At 59.7% G+C, this 24524-nt stretch carries 17 protein-coding genes; 2 read left to right on the top strand and 15 right to left on the bottom strand.

Annotated features, from left to right (window positions below):
• Positions 1-124: 124 nt before the first annotated feature.
• The gene (locus AC2FIR_RS10660) at positions 125-2569 is read left to right on the top strand and encodes a GcvT family protein (RefSeq protein WP_496745394.1); all 2445 of its coding nucleotides are present in this window, start codon (positions 125-127) and stop codon (positions 2567-2569) included.
• A 22-nt stretch (positions 2570-2591) separates the two neighbouring features.
• On the opposite strand, the gene AC2FIR_RS10655 is transcribed toward AC2FIR_RS10660, so the two are convergent.
• Complete coding sequence (locus AC2FIR_RS10655) at positions 2592-3479, bottom strand: LysR substrate-binding domain-containing protein (protein WP_496745392.1); 888 nt, start codon at positions 3477-3479, stop codon at positions 2592-2594.
• A gap of 217 nt (positions 3480-3696) precedes the next feature.
• Between AC2FIR_RS10655 and AC2FIR_RS10650 the strand changes: the two genes are divergently transcribed.
• Positions 3697-5052, top strand: a complete 1356-nt coding sequence (locus tag AC2FIR_RS10650; RefSeq protein WP_496762322.1) for an MmgE/PrpD family protein — start codon at positions 3697-3699, stop codon at positions 5050-5052.
• A gap of 13 nt (positions 5053-5065) precedes the next feature.
• On the opposite strand, the gene AC2FIR_RS10645 is transcribed toward AC2FIR_RS10650, so the two are convergent.
• The 14 genes from AC2FIR_RS10645 to AC2FIR_RS10580 form a co-directional block, all read right to left on the bottom strand.
• Positions 5066-5806 carry a maleate cis-trans isomerase family protein gene (locus tag AC2FIR_RS10645; protein WP_496762320.1) on the bottom strand — a complete coding sequence of 247 codons (741 nt, stop codon included), beginning with the start codon at positions 5804-5806 and terminating at the stop codon, positions 5066-5068.
• Positions 5803-6870, bottom strand: coding sequence for a pyridoxal phosphate-dependent aminotransferase (locus AC2FIR_RS10640; protein ID WP_496762318.1), 1068 nt, complete (start codon positions 6868-6870; stop codon positions 5803-5805). Before AC2FIR_RS10640 ends, AC2FIR_RS10645 begins: the two co-directional genes overlap by 4 nt.
• Positions 6867-8519, bottom strand: coding sequence for a hydantoinase B/oxoprolinase family protein (locus AC2FIR_RS10635; RefSeq protein WP_480915644.1), 1653 nt, complete (start codon positions 8517-8519; stop codon positions 6867-6869). The genes AC2FIR_RS10640 and AC2FIR_RS10635 overlap by 4 nt, the downstream gene beginning before the upstream one ends.
• Positions 8519-10615: a hydantoinase/oxoprolinase family protein gene (locus AC2FIR_RS10630; RefSeq protein ID WP_496745385.1), complete on the bottom strand. Its 2097-nt coding sequence runs from the start codon at positions 10613-10615 to the stop codon at positions 8519-8521. Before AC2FIR_RS10630 ends, AC2FIR_RS10635 begins: the two co-directional genes overlap by 1 nt.
• Positions 10616-10951: 336 nt before the next feature.
• Positions 10952-12241 carry an amidase gene (locus tag AC2FIR_RS10625; protein ID WP_496745383.1) on the bottom strand — a complete coding sequence of 430 codons (1290 nt, stop codon included), beginning with the start codon at positions 12239-12241 and terminating at the stop codon, positions 10952-10954.
• On the bottom strand, positions 12238-13431 hold the full coding sequence (locus AC2FIR_RS10620; RefSeq protein ID WP_496762315.1) for a YlbE family protein: 1194 nt from the start codon (positions 13429-13431) through the stop codon (positions 12238-12240). Before AC2FIR_RS10620 ends, AC2FIR_RS10625 begins: the two co-directional genes overlap by 4 nt.
• Positions 13428-14054, bottom strand: coding sequence for a hypothetical protein (locus AC2FIR_RS10615; protein ID WP_496745379.1), 627 nt, complete (start codon positions 14052-14054; stop codon positions 13428-13430). The genes AC2FIR_RS10620 and AC2FIR_RS10615 overlap by 4 nt, the downstream gene beginning before the upstream one ends.
• Positions 14054-14683, bottom strand: a complete 630-nt coding sequence (locus tag AC2FIR_RS10610; RefSeq protein WP_496745377.1) for a hypothetical protein — start codon at positions 14681-14683, stop codon at positions 14054-14056. Before AC2FIR_RS10610 ends, AC2FIR_RS10615 begins: the two co-directional genes overlap by 1 nt.
• Positions 14684-14720: 37 nt before the next feature.
• The gene (locus AC2FIR_RS10605) at positions 14721-16106 is read right to left on the bottom strand and encodes a Rieske 2Fe-2S domain-containing protein (RefSeq protein ID WP_496745375.1); all 1386 of its coding nucleotides are present in this window, start codon (positions 16104-16106) and stop codon (positions 14721-14723) included.
• A gap of 1 nt (position 16107) precedes the next feature.
• Positions 16108-17628, bottom strand: a complete 1521-nt coding sequence (locus AC2FIR_RS10600) for an aldehyde dehydrogenase family protein (RefSeq protein ID WP_496745373.1) — start codon at positions 17626-17628, stop codon at positions 16108-16110.
• Between the two features lie 435 nt (positions 17629-18063).
• The gene (locus tag AC2FIR_RS10595) at positions 18064-18882 is read right to left on the bottom strand and encodes a TIGR03084 family metal-binding protein (RefSeq protein WP_496745371.1); all 819 of its coding nucleotides are present in this window, start codon (positions 18880-18882) and stop codon (positions 18064-18066) included.
• On the bottom strand, positions 18875-20878 hold the full coding sequence (locus AC2FIR_RS10590) for an acetyl/propionyl/methylcrotonyl-CoA carboxylase subunit alpha (protein ID WP_496745369.1): 2004 nt from the start codon (positions 20876-20878) through the stop codon (positions 18875-18877). The genes AC2FIR_RS10595 and AC2FIR_RS10590 overlap by 8 nt, the downstream gene beginning before the upstream one ends.
• Positions 20879-21000: 122 nt before the next feature.
• On the bottom strand, positions 21001-22632 hold the full coding sequence (locus AC2FIR_RS10585) for an acyl-CoA carboxylase subunit beta (protein WP_496762313.1): 1632 nt from the start codon (positions 22630-22632) through the stop codon (positions 21001-21003).
• Positions 22632-24413, bottom strand: coding sequence for an acyclic terpene utilization AtuA family protein (locus tag AC2FIR_RS10580; protein WP_496745365.1), 1782 nt, complete (start codon positions 24411-24413; stop codon positions 22632-22634). Before AC2FIR_RS10580 ends, AC2FIR_RS10585 begins: the two co-directional genes overlap by 1 nt.
• Positions 24414-24524 lie beyond the last annotated feature (111 nt).

The following is a 24524-nucleotide window of genomic DNA, read 5'->3' as shown; positions in this document are numbered from 1 at the left end:
CAACAGGTGATCGTTTAGTTTTGTCACGAATCGTGCCGTTATCCGACGAACGAGAAATGGTCGGATGACCAAAACCATGATGACTCAGAATATCTGACGTCTTTGATTTCGAGAAGGAACACCGATGAAGACGCACGCGCAGGCTGTAGTGATCGGAGGCGGCCTTGTTGGTTGCTCGATCCTGTATCACCTGGCCAAGCTGGGCTGGAGGGACGTTGTCCTGCTGGAACGGGACGAACTGACCAGCGGATCGACCTGGCATGCGGCGGCAAATATTCACGGGCTGCACGATAACAACAACGTCACCCGCATCCAGCATTATACAATGAACCTGTATAAAGAGCTGGAAAAGGAAACTGGACAGGGTTGCGGCGTGTTCCAACCGGGCTCGCTGTATCTGGCGCAGACCGAGAACCGTGAACACCAGTTGCGTCTGCAGGAGGCCAAAGCGCGGTTCTACGGGCTGAACTTTCACGAAATCAGCCGCGAGCAGGCCAAGGAGTTGCACCCACTGGCGCAGTTCGATGACATCCGTTGCATCATGTACGAACCCGACGGCGGCAATGTTGACCCTTCGGGTGTGACCCACGCCTATGCCGCAGGGGCCCGCGCAATGGGCGCATCGATCGAGCGGTTTTGCCCGGTCATCGGGACGGAACAACAGCCCGACGGTTCGTGGATCGTGCGCACCGAAAAAGGCGACATCCATACTCAATGGGTGGTCAATGCCGGGGGCCTCTGGGGACGCGAAGTCGCGGCGTTGGCGGGGATCGAGCTGCCATTGCAGCCGACCGAACACCAGTATTTCGTGACCGAGGCGATTAGCGAGGTCGCGAGCCTGGGCCGGCGTCTGCCCTCGATCGCCGACCGGGATGGCGAATACTACTTCCGCCAGGAAGGCAACGGCCTGCTGATCGGAGCTTATGAAAAAGACATGAAGTTCTGGGCAGAAAACGGTACGCCGCTGGACTTTGCCCATGACCTGTTCCCCGATGACCTGGACCGGATCATGGAGAATGTGATCCGCGCCACCGAGCGTGTGCCGGTGGCCGCCACGGCCGGGGTCAAGCGGGTGATCAATGGACCGATGATCTGGTCCCCGGACAGCAACGCGATCTGGGGGCCGGTCCCGGAGCTGCGGAACTATTTCTGCTGCACCGGCATTATCCCCGGCTTCTCGCAATCGGGCGGTCTGGGCTTGCTTGCGGCTCAGTGGATGATCGAGGGAGAGCCGCAATACGACATGTTTGCCTGGGATCTGGCCCGGTTCGGCGACTGGGCGGACAAGAAATTCACCAAGGCGCGGGTCGAGGACCAATATACCCACCGCTTCGCCATCCATTTCCCGAACGAGGAACGCAGTGCCGGGCGACCGGCCCGCGTGCGCCCGGCCTATGAGATGCAAAAGGACATGGGTTGTGTCTTTGGCCTGAACTGCGGCTGGGAACACCCGCTTTGGTTTGCAGATCAGCCCGGGGCGGTCGAAACCAACGGTTTCACACGACAGAACTGGTGGGAACCGGTGGGCCGCGAGGTGAAGATGCTGCGCGAGAGCGTTGGGGTCATCGACATCTCGAACTTTGCAAACTACGTGATCAAGGGACCAGGCGCCCATGCGTGGCTGGACAAGCTGGTCGCCAACCGGGTGCCGACCCAGGTTGGCCGGTCCTGCCTGACACCACTGATCTCGGTGCGTGGCGGTGTGGCCGGAGACTTTACCATCACCAAGGTGGTTGACGACGAATACATGATGATCGGCTCGGGCATGGCTGAACGCTATCATCAGCGCTTCTTCAACATGATCGACCTGCCCGAGAGCACCACGTTCGAGGTGGCGACAGACCGGATCGCGGGTTTCAACGTCGCAGGGCCCAAATCGCGTGACCTTCTGCAGCGGTTGACCAATGCGGACCTGTCGAACGAGTCCTTCCGTTTCATGCGATCGGCCACGATCGAGGTGGCAGGCGTGTCCTGCCTCGCGATCCGTGTCAGCTTTACCGGTGACCTGGGGTGGGAGTTGCACTGCGCCGAAGAGGACCAGATCAGGCTCTACTCTGCGCTGCTTGAGGCGGCGAAGGATTGCAATGGCGGCCCGGTGGGCGGCCGTGCGCTTGGGTCGTTGCGGATCGAGAAGGGCTATGGCTCGTGGGGTCGCGAGTATTCACAGGAATATTGGCCGCAGGAGGTCGGGCTGGCGGGCCTGATCAAGCTGGACAAGGATTTCCTGCACAAGGACGCCTATCTGGCCATCAAGGATAACGCCGCCCGCGAAGTTTTGTCGATCTTCGAGGTCGACGTAACCGATGCCGATGCGACGGGGGGCGAGCCAATTTTTACCCCGGACGGCACGCCAGTCGGTCGCGTGACCTCGGGCGCTTACGGCTATTCAGTCGGCAAATCCCTTGCCATCGGCTATGCCAACCCCGCGGTCGCCAAGTCCGGCGATACGGTCGATGTCTTCATTCTTGGGAAACCGCACAAGGCCAAAATCCTGGCTGAGCCGCCCTTTGATCCCGCAGGGCACCGCCTACGCGACACGGCCCCGGTTGTGGAAGAAGTTGGCGCATAACAAACAGTGCAGCTTGCTTCGGTCAGGTATTCATTTCAGCGGCAGCCTTCAAAAGCCAGTCCTGAAATAGCCTGACCGGAGGCGAGGCCGATTTTTCTTTGAGCTGTATGAAATAAGCCCATGGGCTTTCCAGCTCAAAGCTAAAGGGTTCAACCAAAAATCCCCTGTCGACATAGGGTCGCGCAAGCGAACGGGGTAGTGCTATGCACCCCAGAGACTTGACCGCCATCTCCATTGCCAGGTTCGAAATATTGGTGCGCAAGCCGTCCTTTTGGTTCAGATCCGATAATCCGAAATGCTGCGCAATACGCTCCCAATAGGCGGGGCGACCCAGAATGTGGATCAGTGACGCATCCTGCAATTGGGCGGGGTCGGTCAGGGGTCTTCCATCGACCAAAAAATCAGGAGCACAGACCACGGCCAGCTTTTCAACCCAAAGACCTCTGGCACCTTCCGCCACGTCTTCAGCATGATTGATCGTCAGAGAAATATCAGAAACATTTGCGCCGACATCTGTCCAGACGGTGCCATGGACCGTCAGATCGATATCCGGATGCACGGCGTTGAAGCCCCGGATTACATCCGGCAACCAGTTTTCCGCCAGGCTGACAGGGCAGGACACCACGACCCGCCGCTTGTGCGTGTTCAGAATGACGGATTGCGTGGCCACGTCGATTTCGTTCAGGGCATGGCGCACGGATGGCAGATAGGCCTCACCCACATCTGTCAGGGTCAATGACCGGGCATGGCGAACAAAAAGCGGACGATGCAAAAATTCCTCAAGCGAGCGCACGTGGTTGCTGACCGCCGACTGCGTGCAGTTCAGTTCCTGCGCCGCACTGGTAAAGCTCAGATGGCGCGCTGCCGCCTCGAACGAGCGCAGGAAGGTGAGGTGGGGCAGATTCATCATGGCAACGGTATCTCAGATGGGACGCAGAACCAAAGTGAAGCGCATACTGTGCACCTTCTTGTCCGTCAGCGACGCCTGAACGGTTCTTTTTGGTCCCGCAAAGATTGGAAAGTGTCGCAAAAAATCAAGGGCCAATGCCCCCGATAGTTTTCGTTCTGCCAATCGTAAACCCTGCTAGAATTTTCGGGAAGTCAAAAGAAAACGCCCGCAGGACACCGTGACAGACACCTTTCAAGCCGTTGCCGATTTCACACTGGGGCGCCAACCGCAGGACATTCCAGACTCCACTCTCAATGCGGCGGCTCTGATGCTGCTCGACACTTTGGGCATCGCCATCGGCGCTGGCCCCATGAAGGCCGGGCAAATCGCAAGAGACTGCGCGGCAGCCTTATACGGTGCCGGTGAACAGGGGCCAAGCGCACGCATGTTGTTCGATGGCCGCAGGGTCAGCGTGGCCGGAGCCGCTTACGCAGCCGCGACCCAAACAGACAATCTGGACGGTCATGACGGGTATAACCCGACAAAGGGCCATATCGGGGTCGTCGTGGTTCCCGCCCTGGCGGCACTGGCGGAAACGGTGCCCGATTTCTCGGGGCCTGAAGCGCTGGCCGCCGTGACGATTGGGTATGAAGTTGCCGGACGAGCCGGGATTTCTCTGCATGATACGGTCAGCGACTATCATACGTCGGGCGCCTGGAATGCATTGGGCGTGGTGGCGGTTGCAGCCCGTCTTCGCGGTTTGAGCGCTGAACAGATGCGGCAGGCAATGGGCATCGCCGAATATCACGGTCCGCGCAGCCAGATGATGCGCGAGATCGCTAACCCGACCATGTTGCACGACGGCTCGGGCTGGGGGGCGTTGGTGGGTATTTCCTCGGCGGTTCTGGCAGAAAAGGGCTTTACCGGCGCGCCTGCCATCACCATTGAGGCGAAAGAGGTCGCCGCGCATTGGCAGGACCTGGGCCATTTCTGGCAGATGGAACATCAGTATGTGAAACCCTATCCGATTTGCCGCTGGGCTCACGCTGCCATTGACGCAACCCGCGCATTGATGCGCGAAAACAACCTGAGCCATCAGGATATCGCGGCCATCCACGTGAACACCTTCAAGGAAAGCGCCTGCCTGTTCCGGGGCATGCCGGATGATACGTCCAAGGCGCAATATTCGCTGCCTTTTGCGGTCGCCACAATGGCGGCACATGGCCGGATCGGTGTCGAGCACATCACCGGCGCAGGTCTGTCCGACCCGCTGGTGGCCAGCATTGTCGAGCGCATCACGGTTGCGGAAACCGCACGCCACTCTGACCGCTTCCCGCAAAGCCGCACTGCCGATGTCAGCATAACTCTGACCGACGGACAGGTGCTGAACTCGGGTGACGTACACGCGCGCGGCGGCCCCGAAGCACCGATGGATCAGGACGAGGTTGTCGGAAAGTTCATGGAATTCGCCAGCCCGTCGCTGGGTACAGAACGGGCCGTCGCCATTCGGGACGCGGTTCTCGGGCTCAACCACACCGGATCAAAGTTCTCGGACCTTGGCGCACTGATCTACGACACTGCAAACCGCACCTGAATAGGGGCGAAGATCAAAGCCACTCGAACAACTGGCCTGGTAACGCATCGTGACGCGGAAGATTCAGGGCCCGCATAAGGCAAAACATCATTGCCTGATTTGACGTCACCACCGGCTTTCCCAGCTTTTCTTCGATCCGGTCAATTGCTTCTACGGATCGCATGTCCGTGCAGCTGAGAACAATTGCCTGCGCGTCGGGATGATCGGCCTGACAGGCCAGATCAAAAACCTCATCCGGGGTCAGTTCACCCTGACCATAGTTCCCCAGTTCGCGGCCTATGTAAACGCAACGAACGGTTTCGATGCCGTTTTGAGACATGAAATCAATCGCCTGTGCATTGATTTCCCCCAGGTAGGGTGAGGAAAACCCGACTTTGGCAGCTCCCAGCGCTGTAATCGCCGCAATCAGTGACCCTGCGGCGGTCAGAGAAAGCGCGCCCGAACCGGATTTGATCTGCCGCGCAAGATCCGCGTCAAATGACGGGCCATGAGTCAGCGTGGCAGAAGTGCAACCGTATAATACCGCGTCCGGCCGAACGCCCGCGATCATTCGCAGGTCGTGACTGATATCGGATGCGCCAAGTCCTGCCATCTGGTCCGATCCCGGAATCTCGTCCACGTCGTACCCACCCATGCGCTGGAAATGGACGGTGGTGTCCGGCGGGCGCATCAATTCCATATCCGGTTCCAGATTGGTATTGGTGAAGGGCACAAGGACGCCGATTTTGGCTCGTCTTCGTGTTTCGCAAATCATGATATCACCTTTTTTAGCACCGCCAGGCATCGATCCATGACCGGTGCCTCACATATGGTGGCGCGCAGGCAGTCGCTCAGCCCATAGCCGCCCATTCCGCGCATCAACAGATTTTCAGCACGCAGCGCCGCATCCGCACGTTGTGCTTCTTCGGTCGAGGCAAAACGCAGCAGGACGAAGTTGGTGTGGCTTTCGGGGACGTGCAGGCCCATGGCGCGGCATTGATCGGCGAAGTGGTCGCGAATGTCGGCGGTTCGGGCAATCACGTCCCGCATATGCGTCTGATCGCGCATCGCGGCAGTTGCAGCGGCTTGCGAGGTGATCGAGATGTTGTTGGGATTCAGGAGCTTTCGTATCTCAGTCGCAATCGCCGGCGGGAAATACCCCCAGCCCACCCGAGCACCCGCAAGACCATAAGCCTTGGAAAACGTCCGCATGACCACGGTATCGCCCCTGTCAGTCAGGGCAAAAATCCCGGCGGGGTCATTGGTTTCGTCAGAGAACTCGGCATAGGCCTGATCCACGACCAGCAGAACATCTGCGGGCAACCCGTCCCGAAGGCGCAGGATCTCGGGGTTCGGAATCAAGGTGCCCGTCGGGTTGCCGGGGTTGCAGACAAAAACGATCCGCGTCTTGCGCGACATCGCAGCAAGGATGTCGTCAACGGATACTGTCAGGTCAATTTCGCGGGCCTGGACATAGTCAGCCTGCACTTGCGCCGCAGCGGACGAGACGAACGCATATCCATAGTCCGTACCGAGAATCCGATCGCCAGGTCCGGCGTAGGCCCGGATCAGGCAGCCAATCAGTTCCATCGATCCGGCGCCGCATAACACCCGCGCCGGATCCAGCCGATGCACATCGGCAATAGCGGCGCGCAGTTCCGGCCACTCCGGATCGGGGTAGAGTGGCAAATCACTCATTGCAGCCTGTCCCGCCGCGATGGCAGCGGGGCTTGCAGGAAAGGCACTTTCATTCTGGGCCAACGAGATGGTGCCCGCGCCGCCGAGATCGGCCAGCGCATACGCCGCCATCGCGCCTACATGGGAAACCGGGCGGATCATGACACAACGCCGTAGGATTTGGCGCCGTCCTCGCTGATCAGGCCGCGTTTCAGATCCAGCGCAAGTGCCTGTGCGTCGCGTTCGGAGGGATCTCCGAAACCACCTCCGCCGGGGGTTTCGAAAATCAGATAGTCGCCGCCTTCGACCCGCAACTCGCCCTTGCCGGGAATGTCGCCTTCTCCGTCGCGGAAACGGATGCGCCCGGGTGCGCCTGGCCGTCCGCCCATACGCCCCAGGGCGGGGAACTTCAGCCGTTCGACCGAGAGGAATACGATGAAGGGTGCACCGTTGGCCGAGGTCATCTCGATCCGTTGACCCAATCCGCCGCGATACGTGCCTGCGCCGCCGGAATCGGGGCGCAGTTCGCGCCGCCAGATGGTGACGGGTGCCACGCTTTCAGTGATCTCGACCTGTGATCCGAATACGCCCGAAGGGTAAGCAGTGGCCGACAGGCCATCCGCGTGTGGCCGCGCGCCGGTGCCGCCATTATGTACCGGTTCAACGGCGAACTCGCGTCCACCATCACGGGCCACTTCCGGCGCATGACGCATTGGCAGGTCGAACATGCACGAGGCACCTTCGGCCGGCACTGCATTGGGAAGCGCCTGATGCAGACACCCCAGCACCAGATCCGGCGTCACCTGTCCCAGCGTATGCCGCATGGCGACCGGCACCGGGCGCTGTGCATTCAGGATACAGCCCTTTGGTCCGTCCACGGTGAACGGTTCCAACGATCCGGCATTGTTGGGGATGTCAGAGCCGACGATGCAACGCAGTGCGAACACTGTATAGGCGGTGGCATAGTTGAGCGGCACGTTGATACCCTTGCGCGAACAACCCGAGGTGCCGGTGAAATCAACATGCATGCCCGATTTGCTTACGGTCAGTGTCGCGTGCAGTTCCAGTTCGTTCTCATAGCCGTCCATCTTCAGCGCGTTCCTGTAGACGCCTTCCGGCACTTCGGCGATCGCCTCAAGCGTACCACGGCGCGAGGTGTCGATGATGTAGTTGCCCAGCTTGTCCAGATCGTCGATGCCGAACTCGTCCATCATGTCGACCAGCCGGGTCACACCCGCTTCGCAACAGGCGATCAGCGCATATATGTCGCCCTCGTTTGCGATGGGCTCGCGGCTGTTGGCGCGGACGATGTCGAGCAGCAGCGCGTTCGGCACGCCTTCTTCGACCAGTTTGCAGGGCGGGATCAGCAGACCTTCGTCATAGATGTCCGAACCCTCTGGCCCCATGCCGAGGCCACCCAGATCGACCAGATGCGAGGTGCACGAAGTAAAGCCCACGACCTCGCCATTCTTGAACGCAGGCATCATCAGCAGAAAATCGTTCAGGTGCCCCGAGGCGAGCCAGGGATCATTGGTCATGTAGATGTCGCCGGGCTTCATGTTCTGCACCGGGAAACGCTCGCGCAGATGCATCACCGCTTCGGCCATGGTGTTGATATGGCCCGGTGTGCCGGTGACCGCCTGTGCCAGCATCCGGCCGGAGATATCGAAAATCCCGGCAGAGATGTCGCCACATTCCCGCACAATGGGCGAAAACGCCGCGCGGATCAGGGTCTGGCCCTGTTCCTCGACCACTGCCAGCAGTCGGTTCCACATCACTTGCAGGCGGGCGGGAGAATGATCGGCAGTCATCATGCGCCTCCTTTCTGGTCCTGGAGCAGGACGAGGTTTCCAATGGCGTCCACATGCGCCGAGAAATCAGCCGAGACCAATGTTGTGGTCTGCGGTTCGGTGATCAGTGCCGGGCCATGTATCCGGTCGCCGGGTCTCAGGCTGTCGCGGGGGACAAAGCTTGCCTGCTTTTTCTGCCCGACAACATCACAGGTGATGGGGCGCGTCTCGGAAGGTGTGATCGTGGTCAGATCAGGTGTTGTCGGAATATCCGTCACCTCGGCATCCGGCGTGGCAACGCGCACGGCCCAATTCAGAATCTCGATCTGCATCCCCGGCACAGGGCGGGAGAACTGCTTGCGGTATTCCGTTTCGAACGCCGTTATCAGCGGGCTGATATCATCCGCCGTTAAGGCACGGTCGGGCAGGGGAATCTCGATCTCGTGACCCTGACCGTTGTAGCGCATAAAGGCAGTGCGTTGCGTCTCGGTAAGCGCATCGCCTGCACCTTGTGCAACAACGCCACTGGCCTCGGCAATCATGTCAGCGAACAGGGTGTTGATCCCGTCAAAATCCAGCGTCTCCAGCAGCGAGTAGCGCGAGCGCACGATCTCAAAACTGACTGGTGCGAACAGGAAACCCACCGCCGAGCCGACGCCCGGATTGGGCGGGATCACGATCCGGCTGACCCCGGCCGAACGCGCCACACGGCTGGCGTGCAGCGGCCCGTTACCACCAAAGGCGATCATGGTGCGCGGACCCAGATCCTTGCCCGATTCCACGGCATGCATCCGGCCAGCGCTGGCCATGCTTTCATCGACGATCCGGCTGACCCCATCGGCCGATCCCGTCGCATCGGTGTCCAGGCGTGATCCGATCACACGGGTAAGCGCCTCTTTTGAGGCTTCGGCATCAAGCTTGATGTGCCCTTCGGCAAAAGTGTCCGGCACGATGTAACCCAGCGTGATGTCACTGTCGGTCACGGTTGGTTCTGTGCCGCCTCGGCCAAAGGCCACCGGGCCGGGTTCCGATCCGGCCGATTTCGGGCCGACGGTCAGGCGGCCCAGACGATCGACACCCGCGATGGAACCACCACCCGCGCCAATCTCGATCATTTCTATCACCGGAATGCGCACGGGCATGCCCGATCCCTTGATGAACCTAGCTGCGCGCGCGATTTCGAACTGGCGTGAGGTTTGGGGCCGGGCGCTATCAATCAGGCACAGCTTGGCGGTTGTGCCGCCCACATCAAAGGACAGAACATCGCAAATCCCAGCCCGCGCCGCGATGCGCGCGGCAAGGATGGCACCGCCCGCTGGTCCGCTTTCCACCAGTCGGATCGGAAACCGGGCGGCGGTTCGTACCGTGCACATGCCACCCCCTGCAGTCATCATCAGGATCGGGCAGGTCACGCCCTCGGCCTCAAACCGGGCGACGAACCGTTCGAGATAGCTTTCCATCAGCGGCTGGATATAGGCATTGGCAACCGTGGTGCAGAGACGGTCGAATTCACGCGCCTCGGGGCTGACATCGGACGAGATCGAAACCGTCAAACCGGGACGTTTCTCGGCTAGCGCATCGCGCAGGCGCCGCTCATGGTCGGGATTGGCATAAGCATGCATCAGACAGATCGCGACCGCCTCGGCACCGCTGGCGTCTAGATCGGCCAACAATGCATCAATCGCGTCATCCTCCAGAGGGATCAGCACACTGCCATCCGCCGCCATCCGTTCACGAACGGTCAGCGCCCGTTCGCGCGGCACCAGCAGATCGGGCTTTTCCAGATTGATGTCATATTGCGAATAGCGCCGCTCGTACGCGATCTCAAGGATGTCCCGGAACCCTTCGGTCGTCACCGTCGCTACAACCGCACCGCGCCGCTCAATCAGCGCATTGGTTGCAAGGGTGGTCCCGTGAATGAACCCTGTTACTTCATTCAGGTCGTGCCCGGACTGTGCCATTACGCGCACCGCGCCCTCCATCGCGCCATCTGCCGGGTTCTGGTGCGTGGTCAGCGTTTTTGTCGAAGCCAGTATCGTCTCTTCACCGGATACCAGAACCGTATCGGTAAATGTGCCGCCAATATCGATGGCCAGACGCAGTCTTTGAAATGTCATGAAGTTTTCCGGATATGATCGTCACAGCGCAGATGAGCCCGGGCAGATGCCCGCGCTTCAGGCTGACGCGACCAGATCGCAACCGGTCGCGCGACGGTCCAGAGGGTTCAAGATGTGACTCGCTCTCATGCGATTGATCTTGCCGTCGCGCCAATGCTTCGACAAGCCGATTTGCGACAGAAGTTCTCGTTAGCGACATGCACTTGCTCGCTCGGCCGATAGTCGTGCGACAGAATTTTGTTTTGAAGCGGACCCCGTGGCCCCAGCAAAGGACTACTGAAAACCAAATAGCCAGCAACCTACACGCCACTTGGACCGGGATTCGTGCCCATTATTTTATGGCTCAGCCTGCAGAATATCATGAACCCATTGCGCAATGCCCAACAACCGCGCGTCGGCACCGCATGGTGCGATCAACTGAAATCCCAACGGCAGGCCGCTTGGATCAGCCCCGAACGGTACGGCGCAGGACGGGACCTGCAACAGGTTCCACATTCGGGAAAACAGTGGATCGCCGGTGGCTTCCAACCCCTTAGGTGCAGGTCCCGGAGCCGATGGCACCAGCAAGGCATCAATATCCCGGAACAACTGGTTCAGAACGACAGACGCGCTGTCGCGGATTGTCAGCGCCTGCCGGTAGTCCGTATCACGCACCCCAAGGCCGTTCTCGATCAGCGAATGGAATTGCGGGCTGATCGCGGACTCGCCCGCGCTGTATTCGACAGCGCGCAACCGGGCGGCCTCATAACTCATGACGGTGTTTTGGGCGTCGGAAAGTCCGGAAAACACCTGCGGGCAGGCGACCTCTGCTGTGTCGGCTCCGGCCGCCGCAATTGCAGCCAGCGCACGAGTACATGTATCGCGCATTTCGACCGTGCCATCCATCCAGTGTGGGCCACGCATCAGCCCGATACGCGGCAGGTTGTCTTGGAAGTCTGGCGGCGGCGGCACATGGGTTCCCCGCAAGACAGAATCCGCCAACAAAAGATCACGGGGGTTTCGGGCCAGCACGCCCAGGGTATCCAGGCTTTGCGACAAACCCATGACTCCGTCCAGCGGATAGCCACCGATAGTTGGCCGAAACCCATATACCCCGCAATAGGCCGCTGGCCGGATCAGGGAAGCCGCCGTTTGCGAACCAAAGGCCAGCGGCACCATGAAGTCGGCCACCGCTGCGGCTGAGCCTGACGAAGATCCGCCGGGTGTATGCAAGGTGTTGTGGGGGTTTGCCGTCTTACCCGGGCGAAAATAGGCGAACTCAGTCGTCACCGTCTTGCCGACTGCAATCGCGCCCGCATCTATCAATGTCTGAACGCAGGCCGCATTACGCGTTGGCTGCCGCCCGGCAAACAAGTCACTGCCCCATCCTGTTGGCATGTCTTCGGTATCAATGATGTCTTTAATCGCGAAAGGCACCCCAAACAGCGGCCCGTTGACAGGCAGAGCGTCGGCTTGGATCGCCCGCTCCATGGCATGCTCAGCATCGAGGTATTCGAAGGCGCCAATTTCAGGCTCTCTGCGTGCCATGCGATGCAAATGGGCGGCCATTACTTCGGACGGTTTGGCTTGGCCCGCCCGGATCAGCGCGGCAAGCTCAAACGCCCCAAGCTCATTCAGTTCTGTCATGAAGACAGCGCCCGCAAGGCAGCCGCAAAAGGATCGACCGGCATGTCATAAATCCCACCGCCTAAGCGCCCAGCCTGTCCCAGCCGATCCAGAATGCCAAGGCTGACCACCGGACCTGCCCCTTGCGCAACCGCCCCTCTGGCGGTCGAGCCCAGACGGATATCAAAAGCATTGAAATACGGGTGCGCGCCCACGGACAAACCGGATGTACGGGTCCTGGCATCGCAAGGCAAAAAGGCACCCAAACCCTTTAACTGCTCAGGGCTGTGTTCGATGGCCATGGCGCCCAGCCCAAACGCGTCGACCACAGCGCTGTCACCGATGGCGCCCAGGGCACGCTCGGCCGGTAGATCGACATCGAACTTACCTGATGGCGGAGCGGCCGGAATGGTGAACCAACGCCCGGGCAGGCCAGATACCTGTATGCCGACGTCGCGCCCGTTTCCGCCGGCCGCGGTCACGAAACTGGACCCTTCGACCCCTTCGGCCAGCTTCATCATGATCTTGGTTGCGGCCATCCAAAGGTTCAGAAACAAGGACGGTGAGGTCGCCATGAATTCCAGCGCATCCGCGTCATCAATGCCCCTCGGGCTGCGGTCTTTCAGTTCCTCGACAAGCGCAGCCGTGCTGACGGGAGTTCGCCCGTGACAATCATCACCACCCACCAGACCAATGACCGCCAGAGGCACAAGTGCAATGCCCTCGGCGATGCCGTTTTGCAGGATGTCCAGAAATCGCGTGTTCAGCCAGCGGATATGATCCAGCACTGCCTGGGATCGCAGACCCAGCCGCATGGACGGGCGCGCGCCGCCGTTGATCGGGGTGAATACCCGCGTCTGTCCCCGCCACGCATCGTAAATCGTGTGAAGGGGCATATTTGCGGAGACAACGGCAGCCAGTGGTGTGACCACGTCATGGTCTTGCGCTGGTTGCAACAGGATTTCCTGTGCCATGATCATCGCTTCGGCCTGATCGAAATCCCGGGCCAACCCTTCCCAGACTGCCGCGACACAGGCGGAATTCAGGATCGGTACAGTGATTTGTTCCGGCGCAGAGAACGCCGGACCAGCATGCAACAACACGTTTTCGGCCAACCCGACTGCTTCGGAGGCCGTGTTGAAACGGTTCCAGACCGGTTGCGTCACCATCGCCCGGTCAAACGCCAGCTGGTCGGCGGGGTGCAGAGTCATGAGACCTCCGGCGGGATGATCCAGGTTTCCGAAAAATAGAGGAACGCGGTCGTGGTCTCGAACCCGGCCTGAACCCGTGTCCCCAATTTTCCCAGCAATGCACGCCCATTTACAATGATCTGTGCGAATTGTGCCGGGATCAGAAGCGAGAACATGTTCTGTTCACCCGATGCCACCTCATGCGGGGACAACTCCAATGCGCGGGGTGGTTCAAGCTTCTCCCAGACCAGTTCAACCGTCAGGGTTCCGCCAACGATGGTTTCAGAGTAACGATGGCTCATCGGGTCACCCGAGCTGCGAACCACCTGCGCGCCAATTTCCGGAAGGGTTTCAAAAGCTGGCGCGTTGGCAAAGGCTGCAATTTTGCTGATGAAGTTCTTTTTCAGAAAAGCAGTCAGATCGGGATTGTCGCTGAGGATGACATTCGGCGCATCCGAAGTGCCTTCGACCTGAGAGGGGGTGCCGTACAGCAGCAGAACCTGCCCCTGTCCCACAGGCGACCAGGCAACACGGAAAAACAAGGCCATCGCGCTAATTTTCCCGTCGTCATCTTTCAACAGGATTCCGGGATTTTCCCCGGTCCAGTCAACCACGCCCGGTGTGATCGGTTCATTCAGTGGCATCAGGCATCCTCCTGCGGCGTAACCCAGGTTTCTGAAAAGGCCAGAAAGGCGGTGCTCATCCTGCGGCCAAAGAACTGACGTTCCGCCACCTGGCCGGGCAGGGTTGTGCCGTTGATCTTGATCTCCGCCTGGCCCGCCTCAAGAAAAACGGAATACATCTCGTGTTCCTTGGTCGCCGAATTCTCTTTGGTCACCTCGACCGGCAGCGGCGGGCCCATATCCCGCCAGATCATCTCGAGTGTCACGCCAGACCCACGCAGGGTTTCCGAATACCGGGTTTTCAGGTCTCCGGGACGTTTTTCAACGCTGTCACAGTCCAGCCATGTCATCGCGGACAGCCCGGCCTTGCCTACGAATGTCGGCATTTTCGTCACCCAGCCATCGACGATCCAACGCATCATACGCTGATTATCTGTCATGATCAGGTTGGGCACCCTAGGCCAGCCGAGTGCGTCATCCGGCGCACCTAGCACGATGGCCGCATGACCCCGTCCGTACGGCGATACAACCACGCGGAAGAAAAGCGCCAGAGTGTCAAAGCTCTCCTTACCCGGATCCCGCTTCAGGTAGATGCCCGGGTTTTCCCCCGACCACTCGACCTGCCCCGGATTGTGCGGTATGCGCGTCATGTCCAATCCCCTTTTCCTGTCGCCTTGCCCTTAACCGTCAAGTCCAGCCAGATTCGTAAACCTTCAGTTCCTTCACGATAAAGTCGCGTCTCTGTTTGCCGGTCAGGTGATCGCCCGATTTCAGGATTTCGGCGACCTTGAAGCTGACTTCTTTCTGCAGGGCACCGTCGTCGCGGCCTTCCTGCTGCGGGATCTTCAACACCGTGTCACCGGCGTAGGTTGGGATCACCCTGCCGGTGAAATGGTCGGTCGGCTGTGCGGGGCGCTCGCCTTTTTGCAGCGCCCGGATCGCATTGCGTACCATCCGCCGCGCCTTGGCGACCCCACGGTCGGTAAACGACAGGTTTTCGCGGGCATGGATATTGATCGGGCCCTGACTGACCCAGGCGTCGTAGTCGCCTGGATCGCGTTGGCGCGTTTCATATGGGCGGTCGGGACCCTGTCCGTAGAAATCCGTCTTGCCGAACCCGACCTCGTCACGATTGGTCAGCCCTCGCGGGTCATCATTGAACTCGGGGGCGCGAAAGTGCCGCCAGGCGATGACCATCGTATTGGTGTCGTCAATCGGTGTGATCCAGCGCGTCAGCCCGCCGCGACCGAAATAGCGCGACCGGTCCGGCACCGGAAAATGCCCGCCATTCTGAGTGAAACTGGGCAGCATGTGGTCGTGCACGCGCACCCAGATATAGTCCCCGTCCCGGCGCACGTTGGTATAGAAATCACCGGTGGCGCAATCGTGGAACTCAATCATCGGCATATGCGCGAACGCTTCGGTGAACTGCACGCGGGCGGCCAGCGTGTGCAGGTATACGACATGGAATGGATCCCAGGCATTCTCCATCACCTGGAGCCAGTTGCACGGAGATTTGATCAGATAGGGAACAAGCTCGTCTCCTTCATCATCGAACGTGTCCATGACTGGGAATGGCGGCATTTCGGGCTTCGGACCCAGATAAGCAAAGGCAAGTCCCTTGTATTCGATCACCGGATAAGCCCCCAGACAGGCCTTTTTCCTGACCTGGCTGGCAGGGGGTTCGCAGGGCGTTTCCAGAACCGTGCCATCCAGACCGTATTTCCAGCCATGATAGGAACATCGGATGCCACCCTCTTCGACGATACCGAATTCCAGGCTCATGTTGCGGTGGCAGCAGTGCAGATGAGTCAGGCCCAGCTTGCCTTCCTTCTTTTCCCGGAACAGGACAAGATCCTCGCCCAGTATGCGCAATCGATAGGGCAGATCGCCAATCTGATCCGTCATCGCGACCGGCATCCAGAACCGACGCAGATATTCGCCGCAAGGTGTGCCGGGGCCGACTTCGGTCAGTTCCGGATCATGCTCAAGTGACCATACCTGTTGCTGGTCATGACCTCGGAAATCACCCTCGGGAACTGCGAACAAGGTGTCGTCGGCTGGATTGCTCATGTCATTGCTCCATACTTTCCGGGTCACAAAGGTTTGTTTCCGTCGGCTCCGGGAAGGGGTCGGGAACCGGGGAAGATCCGGTCCAGATCGATTTGCTTTGCAGGAAGTCCTTGACGGCATCCGGCCCCAGTTCCCGGCCATATCCCGACAGTTTGAACCCGCCGATGGGACTTGCCGGATCGACGCTTCGATAATGGTTGATGTAAACCGTGCCTGCATGAATGGCGCCGGCAACGCGCGCGCCCTTGTCCGGATCAGAGGTCCAGACTCCGCCCGCCAGGCCGTAGTCGGTGTCGTTGGCCAATTCGATGGCCTCGTCTTCAGTTGCGAAGGTGGTGATCGCAAGGACCGGACCAAAAACCTCCTCACGCCAGAGCTGCATGTCCGGTGTCACTTCGGCGAAAATCGTTGGTCCGATATAAAAACCGGGATACCCGGCCCCTGTCTCGGTACCATCAAGAAGGCAAATCGCGCCATCGGCCTTCGCCTGCCGGATCATGGCCGCAACCTTGGTCCAATGCGGTTCGTTCGCCAACGGTCCGATCTGCGTCTCTGTTTTCATCGGGTCACCAGGCCGAAGGATGCGGGCGCGTTCCAGAAGGCGATTGGTAAAGGCGGCGGCAACCGTTTCCTCCAGAATCAGACGGGACCCGGCGACACAGGTCTGACCATTCGACAGAAAGATTCCCGACATGACGCCGTTGACCGCATTTTCCAGGTCGACATCGGCAAACACGACCTGCGGGGACTTGCCACCCAGTTCCAGGGTCGTTGGAACAACTCCGGCCGCTGCCGCCTCAGCAACCTTGCGCCCGCCGATATCAGAGCCGGTGAAGGTCACTTTGCGGGTCAGCGGGTGGCGCACCAGCGCCTCACCAGCCTCATGCCCGTGACCTGTCACGACGTTCAATACACCAGAAGGCAAGCCGCATTCACACGCCAGTCGCGCAAATTCCAGCGTCGAGGCCGACGCCATCTCGGATGGTTTCACCACCACCGTATTCCCTGCGGCTAGTGCGGGGGCCAGTTTCCACGCCAAGATCATCAGCGGTGAATTCCACGGTGTGATCGCGGCGACCACCCCGTAAGGCATCCAATGGCCGGTGCTTTCCACTCCGGACACCCCGTTCGATTGCGGCGCGGGCGAAAGCTGGCGTGCCTGATCGGCAAGATACCTGTACCAGCCGTGCAAGCCGGAAAACTGTCCGCGGACTTCGGCGATGCGTTTGCCGTTGTCACGGATTTCGGGCTCGACAAGCTCTTCCCAGCGACTCTGCAGCCCATCCGCTAGACCATCTAGGATATCCGCGCGCTGCGAAGATGTTGCATTGGCCCAGGGCCCGGTTCGAAACGCCTTGTCCGCATCACGAACAGCCTGATCAACCTCGTCAGACCCGCAACACGCAAACCGACACCATTCCTGACCTGTCGCAGGGTCAACACTCGGCAATGTCTCACCATGCCACTTCAGGAATGAGCCCGAGATGAAAGGGCCGTATGTTTTCAAGCCGCTATCGCCCATTTACCAGTTCCTGAACCGCCGCTGCAGGTTTCCGCTGACTTGAGATTGTGCACCTGTTGCCAAGATGGATCAGGCTCGCTGCACACATTCTCGGGATTTGATGGCCGGTGGTTGAAATGCATGAACTCATTGCAGGCGGATCCTATTCAGCTTCAATTCATAATATTTTTGAAATCGAAAAGCAAAAACTTACTTACTTTGTGATGGTGTAATCTAGAAAATGAACGGCAAGAGCATGCGAAGCAGGGTAGCCCCCAGCAGGAAAAGACCCGTTCTGCGGCCAATGAAATAAGTGCCGGACGCTAGTTTTTCGAACCTAAACACCAACAGGTTGGATACCGTCTGCGATCAGGGTCGTGGCCGACACCAGATACTGTCGCGCGTCGCCTGATCGCACCAAACGTTCGCGGCCATACCTGGCGACTTTTGGGGGGTTTACCCAGACGTGTTCTTACGACCTCGGGCCATATGGCGCTGGCCGGGGGCCGGGGGCACTTCGGGGGGGCCCGCAAAACACTGCGCCATGCCCATCCATTCCGTGGCAACCGGGCCGGTCACTTGCAGGGCGGTGTCGGCGATATTACGGGTTTGGGTGACGACCTGGCAAAACTCTGTGGCGCGGCCCTCGATCCGCTCGGCCTCATTGGGTTCCCCCCATTCCCAGACTTCACCGGAAGGGGCGGTCAGGTTTAGATGGGGCATCGTACCGGGCAAATCCAAGCTGCGGTTCTTGTAGGTCCAGCCAAAAGTGTTCACACCCAGAACGACGATATTCTTGATGTAGTCGTGATCCTGCCGCACGACACCGAACAGATCGTAAAGCGCCTGCGCGTGCGACCAGGTTTCCATCAGCCGGGCAGAAATGGACGATCGCACGGACATATCCGGCCCGACCCACGGCACCCGAGCCTTGGGATCGGCCTGCGCAAAGCGGTCGCACATACCAGTGGTGTAGAACATCCATTCATCCAGCAACGCGTGCCCCGACAAACCCTCGAGGTATTTCGCCTCAAACCCGGCAAGATCACCGCTGCTGAAGTGGGCGATGGCGTCAATTTTGAACGCCGCGAAAGCCTCGGGTTTGCTCAGCGACAGGTCTGCACCGATGTTCCAGACATGCAGATGGCCCAGGATCCGGTTGGCGGTCCAGCCCTTGAACAGGGTGGCGCGGGCCAGATCTTCCTCGCTCCGGTCCTTCAGTAGATCGTAGAGCGACTGGCTTTCGGCCTGAACGGCCTGCGGTTGATCAAACATCTTCACCCTCCTCGGCGGGTTCAATGATCAGGATCACCTCATCGGCGGCGATCTGTCCTCCGGCACTGGCCTGAACTTCGGTCACGGTTCCGTCGATTTCCGCTTCGATCGCGAGCTGCATTTTCATCGCTTCCAGAACCGCCAGACGATCGCCCTTGGCGACGGTGTCGCCCACGACCACATTGATTTCCAGCAGAGCACCATGCATCGGTGCCGCCACACGGCCTCCGCCGCGTGCCTCCTCGGCCAAAGCCGGAAATTCGAGCTCGTTGCGCAGGGCGAACGTACGGCCCTGATGGTCCAGATGAATATGGCCACGTTCGGTGACAAGCATACCGACCGGGACAAGGCGTCCGTTCACCCGCAAACGGGCTTCGGTGCCTTCTTGACGGTCGATGGCGATGGTGGCGCGGGTTTTACCACAGGTCACGTGATAGCGGCCTTCCGTGGCAGTCACCGTCACGTCGCGGGTCATGCCTTCGCTGACATAACGATAGTCGGTTTCCAGACGCCCGGTTGAACTGAAGTTGGCCAGTTCCGGGTTGATACCCAGCGTGGCCGCCATACTCCGGTGGCGCGAGTCCTCGTATTGCAGAACGGCTGCAATCATTGCTTCGGTTTCGGACAATACCGGTGGCGTCATTTCTTCTGCGCCGAACTCCTCGGCGATGAAGGCAGTGGTAGCTTGGCCCTTGGCGAAGGTTTCCTTGTCTAGAATTGCCGACAGGAAGCCCTTGTTGGTCTTGATGCCGAATAGTCGTGTTTTGGCCAGTGCCGCGCTCAGCCTCGCGGTGGCGGTTTCACGGTCCGGGCCCCAGGCGATGACCTTGGCGATCATCGGGTCATAATAGGGCGAGACGACGCTGCCGGTCTCGATACCGCTGTCGATCCTTATGCCTTCGCCGCGATGGGGTTGCCAAAGGTCCACATGACCCGTTATCGGCAGGAAGTCCTGCGCCGGGTCTTCGGCGTAAAGACGCGCCTCGATCGCATGGCCATTCAACTGCACATCATCCTGGACCAACGGCAGGGGTTCGCCCTGTGCGATGCTGATTTGCAGCGCCACCAGATCGAGACCGGTGATCATCTCGGTCACCGGATGTTCCACCTGAAGGCGGGTATTCATTTCAAGGAAGTAGAACTTGCCCGAGGCGTCCACCAGGAACTCCACCGTGCCCGCGCCCAGATAGCTGATCGACAGCGCCGCATCGACGGCGGCCTTGCCCATCGCCGCGCGCAGTCCGGGGGTCATGATCGGGCAGGGGGCCTCTTCAATGATCTTCTGGTGTCGGCGCTGGACGGAACAGTCACGTTCGCCAAAGTGGATGGCGTTACCATGGGCGTCGGCAAAAACCTGAACCTCGACATGACGAGGGCGGATGAGGGCCATTTCCAGAATCAACTCGTCCGAGCCAAAGGCGTTCAGCGACTCGGACCGGGCCGAGATCAGCGCAGCGGGCAGTTCCTCGGCCATCTGAACCAGACGCATCCCGCGCCCGCCGCCACCTGCGGCAGCCTTGACCATGATTGGAAAACCGAGCTCGGCTGCGGCAGTGATCAGTTGCTCGTCCGACTGACCCTTGCCCTCACGGCCAGGAACACAAGGCACACCCGCCTCAATCATCCGGCGCTTGGCGGCAGCCTTGTTGCCCATCAGGTCAACCGCTTCGGCCGTGGGACCGATAAAGACAATACCCGCGTCGACACAAGCCTTTGCGAAATCAGCGTTTTCGGACAAGAAGCCATAGCCCGGATGCACCGCGCCCGCACCAGCCTTCCTGGCAGCCTCAAGGATTTTGTCCGCACGCAGATAGCTTTCGCCTACAGGTGCCGGACCCACACAGACCGCATCATCGGCAAATTTCACGTGCGGCTCGGTGGCATCGGCCTCGGAATAGACGGCGATGGTGCGATAGCCCAGCGAACGCGCTGTTTTCATCACCCGCAGGGCAATTTCACCACGATTGGCCACAAGGATCGAGTTGAAGCGCGGCATGGATCAGACCTTTGCGGTTTCGGAGGTGGCATCGGCCTGGTCGGACCACACCGACCGGCTGTTGCACTGATTGTCCAGTTCGAAGGTTTGATGGGTCTTGAAATCAGCCAAGTTGCGCCCTCTCAAATCCTTGCGACGCCAAAGGTGTTGGGTTTCAGGTCTCGGTTGCGTGCTTCCCAAGTGGTCTCCATCAAAAAGCCCAGAATTTTACGAGTGTCGCGCGGGTCGATGATACCGTTATCCAACATCCGGCCCGAGGTGTAGAAGACGCTTTCCTGCGGTTCGAACACGTCCTGAATGGCCTGCTTCTGCCTGGCCATCTTCGCTTCCATCTCGGGTGTGATCTCAAACCCCTTGCGGGCGGCTCCGGCGCGGGCAACAACGTCCATGGTCATGGCGGCCTGCTCGCCACCCATTACTCCGGTGCGCGCATTGGGCCATGAGAACAGGAAATCCGCATCAAAAGCATGACCGCACATGCCGTAATTCCCGGCACCAAAGCTGGCACCGACATAGAGCGAAAGCTTCGGAACGCGGACATTCGACACGGCCTGAATCATCTTGGAGCCAAGCTTGATCATACCCGCCTGCTCGTACTCGGTACCCACCATGTAGCCGGTGATGTTGTTGAGGAAGATGATCGGCATGTCTGCGCTGTCGCAGAGCTGGAAGAACTGCGTTGCCTTGGCCGCACCCTGAGGGTCCAACGGGCCATTGTTGCCAATGATACCGACCGAATGACCAAAAATTCGGGCCTGGACGCAGACGGTTGCAGGGCCAAAACGGGGTTTGAATTCCAGCAGGTCCGAGCTGTCGGTGATCCGGGCCATGATCTCGCGGCAGTCAAAGGCGGTTCTGTAATCCACAGGGACGGCACCGACGAGTTCGTCCGGCGAATAGACCGGCGGTTCGACCTGTTTGCGGGGCAGGGGGCGGGCGTTCTTGTTCCAGTCCAGACGCTCGACCAGATCGCGACATATCAGGATGCCATCCGCATCGTCCTCGGCCAGGTATTCCACAAGGCCCGAAACCGAGGCGTGCATCTCCGATCCGCCCAGTTCGCGCTCATCGGCCACCTCACCGGTTGCGGCCTGCGTCAGCGCGGCTCCGGCTAGCGCGGCCATACCGTTGTGTTTCACACCGATCACATAGTCCGACATGCCCGGCTGATAGGCGCCACCAGCAGTGGAAGGCCCGTGCAGAACCACAAAGGTCGGAATACCGGCTGCGGACAGTTTGGCCAGACCGTAAAACAGCCCGCCGCCATTGGCCCAAAGTTCTACGGTGTACTGCATCAGATTGGCCCCGGCGCTTTCCACCAGATGCACAAAGGGCAGCTTTTGTCTCAGCGCGATCTTGAGAATGGCCAGTCCTTTGTTCACTGACATATTGGTTGATGCGCCCGCATTGATCCCGCTGTCATCGGCATAGACCAGACAGCGCGTGCCGCTGATATACCCGATCCCGGTGATCATCGAAGCGCCGGGAATGGAGGTTTCCGGGTCTGGGTCGTCGACCAGAAAGTTCGCCATATTGAACAGCTCGACAAACGGCATACCCGGGTCCAGCAGACGCTTGACCCGCTCGCGCGGGGTCAACTGGCCGCGCTGGTCGAACCGGGCCTTGCGGCTGTCCGAACGCGCAACGGCGCGCGCTTCGTACTCGCGCAGTTCGGTGATCAGTGCCAGCATATCCCGACGGTTCTGCCCAAACGCTTCGGATGAGGTCGATATTCTGGTCTGGAAAACGGGCATCAGAGCGCCTCCGCAACAGAGGGGGGAACAGGAATGGGGTGATCCAGCAGAATCTGCCCATAAGCCTTGCCCAGCGGGTCGTCCTGCAGGGCGGCCGTGCCACCGCCACCCAGTGCATCATGCAGTACGAAATTCAGCGCTTGCATGCCCGGCATATAAAACCGCTCTACCCCGCCTTTCAGTCGATGGGCAAAGCGGGCCGCCACCACATCCGAGGTTACCGCGGCAGCAATATAAGGCAAGTATTCGGACTTGCGGGCGATCATGCCGATATTGGCCTTGTCGCCCTTGTCGCCCGAACGTCCGAAGGCCAAATCGATCAGGGGCACTTCAACTGTACAGGCTTCTAAAACAGCCGGGATAACGGGCAGGGGTTCGGAAACCGTAAATGGTTGCCCCGCCGCTATATCCACTGATTGTGCGCCGCTCTCCGTGACGACATGGACCGGCACATCCGCTTTCGGGATCAGGCACGAAAACAGGCGCACGATCGGCATCGGCTTTGGCTTGCCACCGCCAAAGGCGGACAGACCGGCTGGTGTTGCAAGGCCCGCGCCAATTACCTCGGCCAAGAAAAGGGCGACGCCGGTTTTGTCCATGTGTTTTACAGTGAACCGGCCCGCAATCTCGCGCACGCCCAATTCTCGGGCATAATCGCCGTATTTGGCTTCGGATCCGATCGGCTCAACGCATATCTCTTCGAAATCCGGCAGGTTTCTGGCGGCCAGTTTTCCGCGAGCACGGGTCAGAGCCGCCTGCGCATAAGCGCGGAACTTGGCCTCGGCGTCAAAGCCGGTAAACACCAGCATGATTGAGCCCTTATATCCATCCAGGAAAGTGACACTGGCCTTATAAGACTCGGTTGGCGCGCGGCCCCGGGCACCAGCAACCCGGACCAGGTCGGGGCCGATCTGCGTCACGACAACCTGCGAGAAATCGCAGACAACATCAGGCAGGATATAGGCCTGCGGGTCGCCGATTTCATAAATGATCTGTTCAGCGACGGTCCCGACGGACACCAAACCGCCGGTGCCTTTGGGCTTTTCGACGGTAAAGCTTCCGCCGGCTGCGACCGTTGCGATTGGATAACCGATGTTGGCCATATCGCCCACATCCCGCCAATCGGTGAAATTACCACCTGTGGCTTGCGGCCCGCATTCGATTACATGTCCTGCAAGGCTGCCACCCGCGAGTTGGTCCAGATCATCCGCACCCCAGCCAAATTCATGGATGCAGGCCCCCAGCGTGACGGCACTATCCACACAGCGACCGGTTACAACTATCTCTGCACCACCCGCCAGCGCCTGCGCGATGGGGAACGCGCCCAGATAGGCGTTCGCGCTTTGCAGATTTTCTGGTTTCGGCAGCGGAGTGTTCACAAACATTTCTCGCACGCCAGCGAATTCCCCGGCCTTGAAGCGGGGTAGAATATCGTCCCCCAAAACCACGGCGACCTTCAGATCCAACCCCAGATCGGCAATGAGTGACCGTACGGCTTCACCGCAGGCTTCGGGGTTCACGCCACCCGCATTTGCGATGACCTTGATCTTCTGCCGCGCGATCTCGGGCAAGTTCTGACGCAGGACCGAATTAACGAAGTCCACCGCATAACCCTTGTCTGCATCTGCTGCGCGCGCGCGCGCCAGTACGGACATCGTGATTTCAGCCAGATAGTCGAACACCATATAGTCCAGCCGCCCGTTTTCCAAAAACTGCGGCACGGCCATATCGGATTCACCCCAAAATCCGCTGGCACCGCCTATTCGGATTTGTCTCGGCATGAACTCCCCTTTGAATCCACTGGACCTGCGTCAGTTTTGATGTCATCAAACAAACAGAACGTTCTGTTTGTCAACTGCTTCGTTTCGCATAAAACCTTTGAAATCGCAAAG

It is taken from the genome of Ruegeria sp. CDSB136, from assembly GCF_059610965.1.
Note: the sequence above shows the minus strand (reverse complement) of the source record. Positions and strands in the feature narration are given on the sequence as shown.